Origin of the sequence: Shewanella eurypsychrophilus, from assembly GCF_007004545.3 — a bacterium.
GTDB classification, from domain to species: Bacteria; Pseudomonadota; Gammaproteobacteria; order Enterobacterales; family Shewanellaceae; genus Shewanella; species Shewanella eurypsychrophilus.
Genome location: NZ_CP045503.2, coordinates 5,081,611 through 5,096,115, shown reverse-complemented (window position 1 = coordinate 5,096,115; position 14,505 = coordinate 5,081,611). Strand labels below are relative to the sequence as shown.

General features: G+C 42.8%; 13 protein-coding genes. 8 read left to right on the top strand and 5 right to left on the bottom strand.

All coding sequences use genetic code 11. The features are described 5' to 3' along the window. Positions 1 to 13: 13 nt before the first annotated feature. Entirely contained in the window at positions 14 to 970 is a 957-nt protein-coding gene (locus tag FM038_RS21835) for a hypothetical protein (protein ID WP_199242710.1), read from the bottom strand. Between the two features lie 24 nt (positions 971 to 994). Continuing rightward, entirely contained in the window at positions 995 to 2,320 is a 1,326-nt protein-coding gene (locus FM038_RS21830) for a BamA/TamA family outer membrane protein (RefSeq protein ID WP_223292942.1), read from the bottom strand. A gap of 418 nt (positions 2,321 to 2,738) precedes the next feature. Between FM038_RS21830 and FM038_RS21825 the strand changes: the two genes are divergently transcribed. The 3 genes from FM038_RS21825 (at position 2,739) to FM038_RS21815 (ending at position 6,119) form a co-directional block, all read left to right on the top strand. Further along, positions 2,739 to 4,889, top strand: coding sequence for an OmcA/MtrC family decaheme c-type cytochrome (locus FM038_RS21825; protein WP_142873859.1), 2,151 nt, complete (start codon positions 2,739 to 2,741; stop codon positions 4,887 to 4,889). A gap of 394 nt (positions 4,890 to 5,283) precedes the next feature. After that, entirely contained in the window at positions 5,284 to 5,643 is a 360-nt protein-coding gene (locus tag FM038_RS21820; protein ID WP_223292941.1) for a hypothetical protein, read from the top strand. A 263-nt stretch (positions 5,644 to 5,906) separates the two neighbouring features. Further along, positions 5,907 to 6,119 carry a hypothetical protein gene (locus FM038_RS21815; RefSeq protein WP_142873861.1) on the top strand — a complete coding sequence of 71 codons (213 nt, stop codon included), beginning with the start codon at positions 5,907 to 5,909 and terminating at the stop codon, positions 6,117 to 6,119. Positions 6,120 to 6,134: 15 nt separating this feature from the next. Here the strand turns inward: FM038_RS21815 and FM038_RS21810 are convergent, their stop codons facing one another. Both FM038_RS21810 and FM038_RS21805 read right to left on the bottom strand, forming a co-directional pair. Beyond that, a complete protein-coding gene (locus tag FM038_RS21810; protein ID WP_142873862.1) occupies positions 6,135 to 7,394 on the bottom strand; it encodes a HAMP domain-containing sensor histidine kinase in 1,260 nt (419 codons plus the stop codon). Then, on the bottom strand, positions 7,381 to 8,079 hold the full coding sequence (locus tag FM038_RS21805) for a response regulator transcription factor (protein ID WP_142873863.1): 699 nt from the start codon (positions 8,077 to 8,079) through the stop codon (positions 7,381 to 7,383). Before FM038_RS21805 ends, FM038_RS21810 begins: the two co-directional genes overlap by 14 nt. A 129-nt stretch (positions 8,080 to 8,208) precedes the next feature. On the opposite strand from FM038_RS21805, the gene FM038_RS21800 reads away from it, so the two are divergent. The 5 genes from FM038_RS21800 to FM038_RS21780 all read left to right on the top strand — a co-directional run bounded on the left by FM038_RS21800 (position 8,209) and on the right by FM038_RS21780 (position 12,846). After that, positions 8,209 to 9,228: a glycosyltransferase family 2 protein gene (locus FM038_RS21800; protein WP_142873864.1), complete on the top strand. Its 1,020-nt coding sequence runs from the start codon at positions 8,209 to 8,211 to the stop codon at positions 9,226 to 9,228. Next, positions 9,225 to 10,622 (top strand): ArnT family glycosyltransferase, encoded by a 1,398-nt coding sequence (locus FM038_RS21795; RefSeq protein WP_142873865.1) that lies wholly within the window; start codon positions 9,225 to 9,227, stop codon positions 10,620 to 10,622. Before FM038_RS21800 ends, FM038_RS21795 begins: the two co-directional genes overlap by 4 nt. A 17-nt stretch (positions 10,623 to 10,639) precedes the next feature. Continuing rightward, positions 10,640 to 11,032 carry a GtrA family protein gene (locus FM038_RS21790; RefSeq protein WP_223292940.1) on the top strand — a complete coding sequence of 131 codons (393 nt, stop codon included), beginning with the start codon at positions 10,640 to 10,642 and terminating at the stop codon, positions 11,030 to 11,032. 125 nt (positions 11,033 to 11,157) lie between these two features. Further along, a complete protein-coding gene (locus FM038_RS21785) occupies positions 11,158 to 11,838 on the top strand; it encodes a YiaD family glycine zipper/OmpA-like lipoprotein (protein WP_142873867.1) in 681 nt (226 codons plus the stop codon). 216 nt (positions 11,839 to 12,054) lie between these two features. Continuing rightward, positions 12,055 to 12,846, top strand: a complete 792-nt coding sequence (locus tag FM038_RS21780) for a molybdate ABC transporter substrate-binding protein (protein WP_142873868.1) — start codon at positions 12,055 to 12,057, stop codon at positions 12,844 to 12,846. 155 nt (positions 12,847 to 13,001) lie between these two features. Here FM038_RS21780 and mgtE read toward each other — a convergent pair whose 3' ends face one another. After that, positions 13,002 to 14,363, bottom strand: coding sequence for a magnesium transporter (mgtE, locus tag FM038_RS21775; protein WP_142873869.1), 1,362 nt, complete (start codon positions 14,361 to 14,363; stop codon positions 13,002 to 13,004). Between the last annotated feature and the right edge of the window lie 142 nt (positions 14,364 to 14,505).

Genomic DNA, 14,505 nt, shown 5'->3' with positions numbered 1-14,505 from the left:
GTTTCTAGCAATATTAGAACCTACGCCCTATGGAGACGATGAGTTGATCCCAGTTTAGGAACCCATATTCGGCGAAGATATTCCACTCATTGTTTGGACCAAAATCATAGACCATGCTAACAGACATATTATGGCTCTGTGAGCTCACTAAGTTGACATCATAGTCGACAGTCACACTGCTTGGACGAGCGCCAGATGTAATATCAAAGGTCATACTGCCGGTAACTTTTTGGTTGATGAGCTGATAGTTGTAACCCAGCATCACGGCCAGCTTGCCACCATAGACATCATGTCGCTGGCCAACACGGACAGACCCAATATAGGTTTGAATCTTGCTGTCTGTGGCCGTGGTCCATGAATTAGTAAAGGCCGCAACGCCAGTAAAGATAAAAGGATGCATGCCGGGAATTATCTCAGCTTGTCCTGCAATAACAGTACCTAATCCCACATTATAGGCTTCATACTCCAATGGGATCGGTAATACGATATCTATGCCGCCACCAGGAATACCTTCGGCATTACTCAGGTCAGCTAAGATATTCTTCTGTCCCTTAGTGTGTCCAACAAGACCATATATATTGAGGAAGGGAAGCACCCAGGCATCAATTTTGAGCTGCAGACTCTCATCGCTACCTGTGATCACTACATCTTCAGAAGGGATAGATATATTGGTATCGAGCCAACCAAATTTCCCCGTGCCTGATAAGCCTAATAGGAAGTCATCTTTGGCACTGTAGCCCACCTCTTGGGTGTTATAATATAGCCCGACTCCCACTGGGATAGGGAGTTCGTAGCCAAGTTCTCTGGCTTTCTCTCCAAGGAAGGGCAGACGGCTCCAATGTTCAGGTTGTTCTCTCTCAATGTCACTACTATTTAGTTCGGCTTGCTTGGTTATTTCAGTGGATTCACTGCTAAAGCTTGGTGTACTAAAGGCGCAAAGGCTGGCAAGCGCCATTAATGGGTATTTCATGTTATTGATATCTCGGAAATGAAATTAAAAAGCTTCGGTAAACGTCAGGTAAAATCCATTTCCATCTTTACTTAGGCCAAAATCTAGACGCACATTCATGCGGGGTTGTAACTCATAGCGATAGCCAATGCCATAGCTATAAAGCAGTTCTTGGTATAGATCGGTATCGGTACCTGCAATAGAACCAATACCAGCCCAAAGCGTCATGCCGTGAGCTGAAAGATCGCCATTAACTCTAAGGAAGGTATGGCGGTATTCGAGGGTATGTTCTATGGTGCTGTAGTCTCGGTAGCGCCCTTGATAAATGCCTCGAAGCGAGGACTGTCCGCCGAGTGTTGGCATATCGTAGTAGGGTACATCGCCAGTACTCCATTGAAAGGCATTATAAAAGGCGAGTACTCGACCTGGATTGAAGTTGAGGTAGTAGCGGTGATCAAGCAACACCTTCTCATATTGGTTATCACTGCCAAAAGCTGGGTTGTAATTGATGTACTCGAAGTTGAGATACTGTCCCTGCCATGCATTGACTGTGACATCTCGACTGTCGTAGTTAACGCTAAAGCCTAAGCCCACTGATAACGGCTTATCTTTGAATGCTTGAAAGTTCTCATCTTCAATCGCTGAAGGGGGAAGTGTGTTCTGATCGGGTTCAAAATATTTTATTCTTATCGCAGGACCTACATAGAAGCCATATGCATTTTTGAAGTCCAGGTTAGCGCTGTAAGTTAACGACAATTTATCTAGTAGAGTATCATCAGAGGGCTCACGTTGTTGACCGGCATCTTGACCAATCCCCCAAAAATTTTCACTCTGGTTAGCCAGTAAAAAATGACCGGTATAACGGATAGCATTGTCATCAAAAAATAGGTTCTGTTTAGAGCGGATCCCATAGCCTAAACCGCCATCAGTTTTACTACCAACGCCAAACAGAGATACACTAGAACGCTGTAGCTCAGCTTGGTTTCTATCAGTTTTAAATGAGTAAAGACCGCCTATGGCGGCCATAATTCCGCCTTCAGGCGAATAGGCTGGTCCGCCTAGGATATCGAACATATCCAAGCCATTTTTATTTATATGGGCAGTTTTTGCATAGCCAAGATCTGTCTCATACAGGCTCAACTTATCGCATTCAGACTCTGAGACACAATGCGCTTGAGCCTCATCGGCTTCATCAATTGCTATATTATAATCTTCACTTCTAGCTTCAGCCTGTTCAACAGTTTCAAAAAAGGGTAAAGCCTCTTGCTGGGTCGGCAAGTTAAGCTTTATTGCTGGTTCTGTTGCTGATAAAGGCTGTGAATTGATAGTAAAAAATATGCTGGCAAAGAATAAGCACAGTGCTTTTTTCAAATGACTCTCCAAAGGCTTGATTGTTAGTTACGCAAGGATCCGAATCTGAAATTATAATCTCATCGATGTCGAAAAAGCGTGAAGTGTACACTCTTGTCTAATCGTATGTAAGGTTGGGGGGCTGCGATGGCTGAAAGTTGAACGAATGTCTCAATTTATCTTGATCAGTACATATTTCTCATGCAAATTTTGATGATGTTTGTTGCTATGTTTTTCATTATGTTTGCGACTATGTTTACGTTTATGTTTATTGCTTAAGTATTGCTTGGATGATTTATGTTTTATGTTGGTAAATGATATTGAGATATTTTGTAATATTTTTTCTTGAGCTTGCTCAAGTTTAGCGTACCCATTTGTAGGTAATATTGCTCTGTTCACAAAATAATTATATTGAACAACTCCACGGAGATGATGAGCAATGTTAAATACAAAAAAAAGTAAGTTATGGCTAGTGCTTGCAGGGGCAATGTCTTTAGGCATAGCTGGTTGTAGCGATGGCGAAGATGGTCAAAATGGTGAAGATGGACAACCGGGTGGTCCTGGTGATCCAGGTACTTCAGGTATTCATATTGATATGGCTGCAGAAGCAGTTGCAAGCATCAGCAATGCAACTTATGCAGACGGTATCATTACCCTTGATTTCGATCTTGAGAATAAAGAGGGCGTAGGGCTACATGGCCTGAGTGCTGACAATGAGTATCACGATTTCCGCTTCTCGCTAGCTCAATTAGAAACTAACGAAGGCTCAGAGCTTAAACAGTGGATCTCTCTGTTAAATGAAGCCACTAATGATGAAGGCACTACGTTCGAGCAAGGTTTTGAGCAGATAAAGAACTGTGCTGAGTGTTTAGTCGATCATAAAGATGGTACTTATACATATACCTTTGATACCAACCTTAGCAGTGTTGTAGATGCAGCTGGTGTTGTATTCGATCCAGCATTGACTCAGCGTATCGCTATTGAGATGCAGTTTGAATATGCCTCAGGTCATGAGTTAGCAGAAAATGCTCATTACGACTGGATCCCATCAACCAATGCGACTGAAGGTGTTGAGACTCGCGAGTTAGTGACGCTTGAAACTTGTTACACTTGTCACCAGCCAGATAGCCTTAAGGCTCACGGTGGTCGTAGACTTGATCTAGAAAACTGTCAGTCATGTCACAACGGCATAGTTTCAGATCCTAATGATGTTTCAGTTGAATTAGGTCATATGGTACATGCTATCCATATGGGACCTGAGCGTGAAGGTAAAGATGCAGAGGGCAATGTTGTTCCTATGCCTTATACCATCGCTGGCTACGGCGGCGATCATGCATTCGATTACCCAGCTTTCCCGACTAAACCATTTATGGATTGTGCAGTTTGTCACGTTCAAGATGAAGAGTTAGCCGATAAAGATTTATGGTTATCAAATGCTAACGCCAATGCTTGTACTGGTTGTCACACTGATTCTCCAGCACAGCATAAGTCAGATAAGAACCCTGAATTTACTTGTACCGATTGTCATAGTGTAGAAGTGCATTCAGAAGCTGCCAAGCCTTACCAAGCTGCCAAAGAATACAGCGTAGAAGTCAGTAATGTGACTATCGATGCTGCTAACCTGATTAAGTTTGATATGAAGGTGATGGATGCTAATGGTGAGCTAGTCGCTAAAGATGAAGTCTATAAAGAAGGTTATAGCAAGCCGTATATGGTAGTGAGCTGGGATGTAGAGAAAGACTACCCAGATTACAACCAAGCTCCATATAGCGAACGTCGCATCGATATTAAAGATGAAACCAAAGCGACTTGGAATGCTGACAACACGGTAAGTGTTGCGGTTACGATTAACTTCCCTGCTGATATCGCAATGCGTTCACTTGAAGTGCTACCTGTACTCAAGGTGTGTTTTGAAGAGGGAACGGACAAGCGTACAGCATGTGATGCTGACAATGCTTATCCAGCTTATGTTCAAACACCTGCTTATCGTGCAGTGTTAGGTGATGCAGAAGCCGTTGTCGGTGAGCGTCGTGCAATTGTTGATACAGCATCTTGTCATGGATGTCATAGCTACGAGTTCTACCATGATTCAAATGGTGTGAACTGTATTGCTTGTCATACTAACGATAAGAGCCTTAAAGGTAATGGCGAAGCGAGCAACGGTGCCGCATTGCTGAAATCGACCAGTTTCATGTACAAGGCGCATAAAGCGGAAGGTCATGATAATGGCCACGGTGGAAGCGGTACTATCTTGAAAACAGATTGTACGACTTGTCACTCAGCTACTGAGGGTTATGGTGGTCTTCAGTATGGCTTCGAGTTAGGCCGTAATGCGGGTCAAGCTCATGCGATTCCTAGCACTCAAAGCCCAGCAGCTGATGAAGTTGTTGAGACCTTCTATGCCTCTCCTGATGCCGCTGCATGTATAAGCTGTCACCAGAAGTACCTTTCAGATGCGGCTATGTCGCATATGGAACTAAATGGTGCATATATTGGTGCAGATAAGGCGATGGCAAAAGATGCGAAAGAAGCTTGTGCCACTTGTCACAGCCCAGAGAAAATCATGGGTCACCACGGTTTTACTCTGTAATGGTTAAGTTCCTAGAGATGTCTTTAAGGCTGACTCTAGGAGTTTAAGCTCCACAATGTTTTTCCTGCAAAGTCAAAGGCACCCTCGGGTGCCTTTTTTTGTTAGTCGATGGGCCTCACTTAATAAGCTGTAGAGTAATAGCTCTATATCTTATTAAGCATATTTTATGCCTAAAGCAGTAGAAAGTACTGAATACAATGGAGATCACTATTTTAACATGCCTGTATTGAACTTGGTCACACAAGTAAGTCAATGATATAGACAAGTATCTAGTTTAAGGAATATAACCTATATCTAAATAGGTGCTTACTTGTTTGGTGATGTATCTATTGGCAAGAAATAAACAGAAAAATAATAGGGCTAACAATCAATTATTCAATGCAGGGGGATAATGATGAGGAATGCCAAAGATGCTGTGAGCTCACTCGACTGTTTTCAAGAGTTTGCAATGGTAAATAATGGTGTGGGCAATAAGGTCAAAAAACGGATATGGGAGTTAACGCTGGACGAATGTAGGGCACGCTCTAAGGTTCATGATGCTAAAAGTGATGATGATAACTTTAGGATTTTAACCTTAAAGCTTGGTAAGAAAGTATTAGCCATGGAGCAGATACATCATGGGTGTACACGGCTCAGGGTGCCTAGATTAAAAGTAGAAGAGATGAAAAATAAGTTGATGCATGCAGTAAGTTCTGGCGCATTTGATCAAGAGCTTTTACATGCCCAACAACTTCAAACAAAAGTTAATCTCTAATATTTATTAAAAGTTAGATTCAAGAATGTCCTTTAAAAAACATAAGTTCAGATGAACTTATGTTTTTATCTAGTTATAGATGAAATAATACTTGTTAATTGAAAATCAATATTATTTCTATTTAAATATTGAGCGGTGATTTAATCATTTTGGTTCAGCTAAGGTTAATTTTTGTCGTGTATTATTTGTCCGATTATTCATGTTTTCAAATTAAATAATAGAGTGTTTAATGGCTTTTAGTTGTTAACCCTCTAGGAGGGCTCATGACTGGCTTCGACTATAATGCGTTAGATTACAGCGCAATGATTGCGACTCAGTTTATTATCTCACTGGGGCTGATTATCGTGCTTGCTGTTGTGGGCGCCTTCGCTATTGCCTTATTTCAAGAGTGGCAAGTCATTCGCGAATACACGCTTAAGAAGCGTAACTGTAAATTTTTTGAGAGCTTATCTAATCACCGAACTAAGAAAGCTTAGTCATGAAATATTAGGTTAAAATGATAAACTAGCGATACAGCCACTATCTTCCGCTTCAATTAAGTTAAAACTCCAGTTGTAACGCTGACAAAGCGCATCAACAATCTGTAAACCTAGCCCATGTCCATCTGAGGCACTCTCTGCTTCACTCAAGCCACTGCCAGAGTCACGAACTTCAATTGAGTTGCTGTCGATGGTTAAGCTGATTTCACCGGATTCAGTGGCATTGATAGCGTTATGTAGCAAATTACTTAATAACATTCTTAAGACTGCTTCACTGGGTTGGATTAGTGGCTCATTAAGCATCTTCAATGTCAGAGTTAGCCCTTTAGAGTCTACTAATGGTTTGAGGTATTCGAGCAACCTTTCAACTTCAGCCGTTCGTAAGCGTCGAGATTGAATATTTTCTTTCGATTGCTCCTGCTTAACTAAGCTCAGTAGGGCGTCGATGGTGTTTTGCATATCGGCAGCAGATCTACAGATACGCTCAATTTGGCGCGCTTGAAATTTTGCATCATCACCCTTTTTTAGCAATTTTGATGCGCCAAGAATGACGGTTAAAGGGGTTCTTAACTCATGGCTTGCATAGCGAGCAAAAGATTGTTCTTGCTTAATAAGTTGCTTATTCTGTTGATGATAGTTGTTTAAGCTCTCAGAGAGTTGGCTAAACTCAGAAGCTGAACCATCAGGCACAGAAAAGCTTTTATCCTGGCTGGCCGACTTTAATTGTAGGCTGAGTTGGTTGACTGGCTGAACCAAGCGTTTAGATAATTTAGAGATAGCAAAATCAAAGGCTAAATAGAGGATGATCATGATAACGAGAGAAGCAATATTAATGTGTCGCCACTCTTTTGATGTTAATTCAACATTATCAGCTTCCATGGTCAGATACAGTGAATGCGTCACGCCATTATTGATAAATGTTTGGTGAGATAAAAACATATCTTGGGCGATATCATCAGTTATTTCTTCATTGAAACCTACGGGGAATTCTATTAAGGCTTTAAGGCTTTCAGGTATTGAAGAGCTTGAATCATAGGCAATGATATTTGGGCCTATTGCTAGAGGAGACTCAGCCCCTTGTTGAAACTTTTCTATTGCATAGTCGACACTTTGAGCTAGGTTGCGGGTATTTATCTCATCTTCGAGCCAGTAGAGACCGGCTTGTGACAGGATAAATACCAATACGCCTATGGATAAAGCGATGCCATTAAAGTAAAGACTTAACTTAGTCGTAAATGTATTTGTGGTCGATGAGTTTCTATTCTGTGTCATTGCTTGGATCTTGCAGTAGTTTAAAACCAATTTTAGGGACTGTGATTAACACTGGGTGATCAAAAGGCTTATCTAGTTGATTGCGTAATTGGTACATATGGCTACGTAAGATATCATTTCCAGGGGGCATATCTCCCCACAACTCTTCAATCAACTCTTCACGTTTTACGACACACGGTGCTTTATTGATAAGTAATTGCAATATTTGATAGCAAGCCGGAGTCAATGCGAGTCTTCTCCCTTGCCTAAAAACTTGATGCTCTGCAGTATTTAACTCGATTTCACCAAAGGTTACTACGCCTTGAGCGACTCTACCTTGTTGCCTCTTTAATAGGGCTGTGACCCTGGCATCGAGTATATCTAAGTCGAAGGGTTTGGCTAAATAATCATCGGCGCCAGAGGTGAAACCATTGAGTAGATCTTGTTTATCGTCTAGCGCTGTTAGCATCAGAATTGGCGTGGTACAGCCCATCTCTCGGAGTTTTTTTGCGACGGTTAAGCCATCCATCTTAGGCAGCATCAAATCTAAAATGATGACATCAAAACTACCATTGAGTGCTAAAGAATAGCCTAGCTCGCCATTCGTTGCGAAATCAACTTCTGCACCTTGAACCTCAAAATAGTCAGCAAGAATACCAGCAACATCTTGGTTGTCCTCCACGATGAGTAGTTTAGTCTTATCCATGAGAGCTCCATAAAAATTTAAGATTGTGCCCGTTGACTGTCGAAGAAATGTCGATGACAATAAATACACATCATGTATAGCAGCCTGTATAGTGTGATTTACTCTTTTAAGCTGTCTCGGGAGACAAGTATGACACAATTGGGAAATGATAATGATGGTAAGCAACAAGTTTGCCTTTCCGTTGTGGTTCCTATGTTTAACGAATCTGAAGTCATCGAGCCTTTATTTATACGTTTGAGCAAGGTGTTATCACAGGTTTCAGTGACATCAGAAATTGTCTTTGTCGATGATGGTAGTACTGATGATACGTGGCAACAGGTACAGCAACTTCCTCTGTCTGCCAGCGAGCATCAATGTATTCGCTTAAGTCGAAATTTTGGTAAAGAAGCGGCTATGACGGCAGGGCTTGAGCAGGCAAGGGGCTTGTGCGTTATCTTATTAGATGCAGACCTTCAGGATCCGCCAGAATTAATCCCACAGATGCTTGAGGCATGGAGAGAGGGAGCGGATGTTGTCAATATGCGTCGCGATGTGCGCCATGGGGAATCATGGTTTAAGCGTTTCACCGCTGCTGCATTTTATCGTGTGATCAATTCCATGTCGGAAACCGTGGTGCCTGAAAATGTTGGCGACTTTAGATTACTAAGTCGTCAAGTTGTCGATAGCATTAACTCTTTACCTGAACGTAATCGTTTTATGAAAGGGATCCTGAGTTGGCCCGGATTTAGCCAAACGACGATTATATTTGATCGTGATCCTAGATTTGTGGGAGAAACCAAATGGAATTACCGCAAATTGGTTGGTTTAGCTATGGATGGGATCACCTCTTTCAGTATTAAGCCGCTGAGGTTAGCGACATGGGCTGGACTTATTACAGCCATGAGTGCATTTATCTATGGTTTTTGGGTATTTATAAAAGCCACTGTTTGGGGGGATGCTGTTGCTGGCTATCCTTCAATGATGGTGGTTCAACTTGGGCTAGCAGGTATTCAATTATTGGCTTTAGGGCTGATGGGTGAGTATATCGGGCGTATTTTTATGGAAGTAAAGCAGCGTCCGATATACATAATCGGTAATGTTGTACATCAAGCAAGTGGTAGAGATAGAGCTGCAAAGAGTAATGTCAGTTACTTGGATAAAACACGATGATAAACAGAATTAAAATAGCCTTTACTGCTAATCCGTTAATCACTGTCTTAGGTATTTTACTGCTTATTCGCTTACTGTCACTGGCTATTTACCCACTGATGGACACTACTGAAGCTAGATACGGTGAGATGGCCAGACTGATGGCTGAAACTGGTAACTGGTTAACGCCATTGTTTAATTACGATGTCCCATTTTGGGGGAAACCCCCATTGCATACCTGGATGAGCGCAGCCGGCATTGAGGTCTTTGGTGTTACAGAATTTGCGGTGCGCTTCCCCCATTGGTGCGCTGCTGTCTTCGTCATTGCATTAACTGCCTACTTAGCTAAAACCCTAAGACTATCGGTTGTTAAGGTCGCCATTGTGCTGACCTCCACGGTGGTTTTTTATGTGAGTGCAGGTGCTGTCATGACTGATATGGCACTGACTGTCGGTATGACACTCGCCATGGTGGGCTTTTATCTATGTTGGCAGGGTAGTAAAAAGTGGGGGTATTTAGGTTTCGCAGGCTTAGCGATAGGCCTGCTAGCTAAAGGTCCGGTAATTCTAGTTCTAATGGGACTGTCCGTAGGCCTTTGGCTTATTTGGGGATTCGGACTTATTAAGCCCTGGAAAGAGCTGGTTAAAAGAGTGCCTTTAGTGTCTGGTTTGCTACTGATGCTGCTGTTGAGTTTGCCTTGGTATCTGATGGCTGAACAGGCCACACCTGGCTTTCTTGAGTATTTTATTCTCGGTGAACATTGGTTGAGGTTTGTGGATAGTGGTTGGCAGGGCGATCTTTATGGTAGCGCTCATGATGAGCCCAGAGGGACTATTTGGTTATTCTTTGCTGTTGCTGCGCTTCCGTGGACCCTGTTTATTCCTAGGGCCTTATGGCGATTATGGCGTAAAGGTATTGGCTTTGATCTACAGACAAAGTTCTTTTTGTGCTGGATGGTATCGCCGATGATCTTATTTACCTTTGCTGGAAATGTGTTGCCTGCCTATGTTTTACCTGGGGTACCTGCAGTAGCACTATTGCTCGTTTATGCATGGAAAGGTGAGTCTATTCCGTTGTTTAAAACCTTAGCCTTAACGATTTCAATGTTATTACTCTTGACTGCGATTGTATTAGGTTTAGGTCCAAGTAAGGACAAGAGTGATCGTTGGTTGCTAGAGCAGCGTACTCAGACTATTCCAACCTATTATTGGGACAAGCTTGATTTCTCTTCTCGTTTCTATAGTCAGGGTAAAGCTCAATTACTCCAAAATAAAGATGAGTATCGTCAGAGCATGACGAGCCCTCATTACCTGGTTATTGAGATAAAGCAATTAAGGTTAACTAATGACTTTTCTATGTGCCAGTTACAGGCCGAAAGAAAGAGAAAAGCTTTATTGCTCTGTGGTCGTTCATGAGCCTTAAGTCTAAGTTAATGAGTTTAAAAGAGGTGACTGGCCTACAGTTCTTGCTGGTGGGAGGAGGTGGCTTTGTTATTGATATGCTGGCTTTTCTCTACCTATCACAGTATTTAGCTTGGTCTGTGCTGGTTTCAAGGCTTATTGCTTTTGTCATAGCGGTCATATTTACTTGGTTAGGTAATCGCAGCTTTACGTTCAAGCATCGCCCTAAGATGAGAAAAGGCAGGCAGCTACTGCTTGCAGGCTTAGTCGCGACGGTAGCCGCAATCGTGAATCTCTCGGTGTTTTATTGGGTTAATTCACTGGGTGTAGACTCCCCATTTTGGCCTGCGCTATGTTTAGCCTTAGGTGTACTCGCAGGGCTAATTATAAACTGGGCAGGAGCTAATCGAGTCGTTTTCCGTTAGCTGTAAATAAATTAATGAAGTTTACACTGAGCATCAGCCTTAGGTTATGCGACAATACGGCTTTGCATAATAATTATTAGGTTATAGGTTTTATACCGCCATAACGGGGAGAACCTGGAGTGAACATGATAAATAAAAAAACAAATATCTTAGTGAGTGCGGTTACCGCTTGCTCTATTCTTTTCATATCAGGTTGTCAGACAACCAATCCATATACGAATGAAAGCCAGAACGGTAAAGCCACTAATGGTGCCTTGATTGGGGCGCTTGCAGGTGCAGTAATCGGTGTAGCATCTTCAAGCAAAAGTGATCGTGGTAAAGGGGCGCTTATTGGTGCAGCCTCAGGCGCTGCACTAGGTGGTGGTATTGGTTATTACATGGACACTCAAGAAGCAGAGTTACGTAAACAGTTACAATCTACCGGCGTGAGTGTGACACGCTCGGGTGAGAATATCGTATTGAATATGCCCAATGAAGTAACATTTGGCGTGGACGAAGTGAAGCTCAATCCTGGTGCTAAAAATGTGCTTAATAGTGTAGCGCTAGTAGCCAAAGAGTATGACCAAACTCAAATTAACGTACTTGGCTATACCGATAGTTCAGGTTCTGAGTCATATAATCTTCGCCTCTCTAAAATTCGCGCTATTGAAGTGGGTAATTATCTGGTTGCACAGCAAGTGGAATATGCCAGAGTTAAGTCAGAAGGCATTGGTGAGTCTAAGCCTATTGCTAGTAACTCGACCGCTGAAGGTCGAGCGCAAAATAGACGCGTAGAGATCATCCTGAGTCCGCTACCGCAAAGTTAATTGTTGTTTTGAAACGTTTCTTAAAGGCTCCCAAGGGAGCCTTTTTTATTCTTAATACCCATAGGTATAGTGCTACTTTAGGACATCTTGTCCATTCAATAAAAAAAGTTAGCGATCTCTATCTCAGCAAGTAAAAGCTTTAGTGAGAAGCTATTGAGGCAGATTGTTACCTATGGCCTGATGTCACTTTGACAAGTAAACATCAGGAATTTGAAGATGAAAAAGTGGATTGCAGTCGCGGTATTAAGCTTGCCATTGATGGCACATTCTACTCCCATAGAGTTTAGAGCTGCCGGCAGTTTGAAAACGGCTATGGCAGAGCTCTTAAACGAGTATCAACAAGTAGATAAAGACGTTATTCATGCTGACTTCGCTCCATCTGGGCTGCTGCGTAAGCGCATCGAGGCAGGCGAAAAGGTTGATGTATACGCTTCTGCGAATATGAAGCATCCTCAGAGCCTGCAATCAGTAGGGAAGTCTGGTCCTGTTGTTATGTTTGCCCGTAATAAGCTATGTGCTATTGCTCAGGCCGAGGTCGAGGTGACCAGTGATACATTGCTCGATACTATGCTAAATGTGTCGGTCAACGTTGGGATTTCAACCCCTAAAGCCGATCCGGCTGGTGATTATGCTTGGGCGTTATTTAGTAAAGCTGACAAGGTAGAGCCTGGTGCAACAGCAAAACTAGAGCAAAAAGCATTAAAGTTAACCGGAGGGGATGATACTGCTCAGGCCCCAGCAGGAAAAAATCCTTATGCTTGGGTCATGGATAACAAGCGTGCAGATATATTCTTAACCTACTGTACTAATGCTGTATTAGCTCAAAAAGAGCTGCCTGAATTACAAATTATTCAAATACCAGAAGCGCTATCAGTAGGGGCCAATTATGGTCTGACGATCATTCAAGACGCGCACACAGATTCTGCAAACCTTGCGATGTTTATCTTGTCTAAACAGGGGCAGCAGATACTTAAATCATACGGGTTCGATGCGCCTTTAATACCTTAAGAGTCAATCTAGGCAGCAGGAAGATTACTTTAGCTCAGGTTGAAGTTCGCTGACTTAAGTGTTTTTTACAAGTATAGAAGTAAAAAACACTTAAGTAGATTTGAACCGGCAACCTAATCGTTATGTCTTAGGTTACATTTAGTCTGAAAGTTAAACTAGAGCAGAAAGAAAGTCGCCAATCCAAGGAAAGCGAATAGCCCAATGACATCCGTTACGGTCGTTAACACCATGCCGCCAGCGAGTGCAGGGTCGATATTCATTTTTTTCAAGAGTAAGGGAATACTGGCTCCAGCAAATCCAGCGACAGTCATATTAATCAGCATAGCACCGCCAATCAGCCCCCCTAGCGCGATATCATCTTTCCATAGCCATACAGCCAGAAAGACCAATACTGACCACAGGATACCGTTAAGGAAGCCAATGGCTAACTCCTTTCCTATAAGCCAACGGGAGTTGCTTTGTCCTATCTGGCCCAAGGCAATACCTCGGATCACCAGGGCTAACGTTTGATTTCCTGCAACGCCCCCCATACTCGGGACTATGGTCATCAAGATTGCAATAGTCGCAAACTGCTCTAGAGTGCCTTCAAACATGTTACTCACAGAGGCTGCTAATAGTGCGGCAAACAAATTGATGGTCAACCAAAGGGAACGTTGGAAGGTACTTTTTAATACCGGGCCAAACGTATCAGCATCATCATCCATACCAGCCATACCCATCATGGAGTGCTCGGCATCTTCCCTGATGACATCAACCACATCATCGATGGTGATACGACCGAGTAACTGGGAATCTTCGCCTATGACTGGCGCAGAGATCCAATCGTGACGTTCGAATAACTGAGCAACTTCACTGTCACTCATACCAACCGGTATGCCTTCTAAATCTGAGGCCATAATATCCCTGACCGAAGAGTCAGGATTGCAGGTTAATAGATTGGAAATGCTTACTCCACCAAGTAAGCAATCACGCTTATCGACCACATATAGCGTGTCGGTTGCTTCTGGCAGTTCACCACGAATACGAAGATAGCGTAATATTACATCTATGTTGACATCTGGCCTTAGGGTAACGGTATCTGTATTCATGATACTGCCAGCAGTATCATCGGGATAGGAGAGGGCTTGCTCAACTCTGGCCCTATCTTGGCCACTCATGGATTGCAGTACTTGATTGAAGACGCTATCTGGTAGGCTGCGTAAGATATAGGCTAAATCATCGGTATCCATACCCTCAGCAGCTTTAGCGACCCTTTGGGGGGTCATCTGTTTGATGAGACTATCTTTAAGCTCTTCACCTAATTCATCTAAAATTTCACCCGTGTGGTCTAAATCGATAAGCTGCCACAGTACCTGACGGGTTCTCGGTGGGGATGATTCTAAAATAAAGGCGACATCAGAAGCTGCCATGTCATGAAGCATGTTTCTGACGTGGACGAACATCCCACTACCAAGGGCTTGAGTAAGCTGGTTGAGACGTTGATCTGTGGTTTGATTGTCTAATACTTCTATCGGCATGGCTGACCCTCCCTGAGTTTTGAAATGGTATCTAGCTTAAGATTAGATTTAACTGATTAATATGCAAAGGAAAGGAAGATTATACTCTGAATTTATTACAGTGCTAGGTCCTGTTAATCTTTCACGGTTGTTTTTGCAGCGA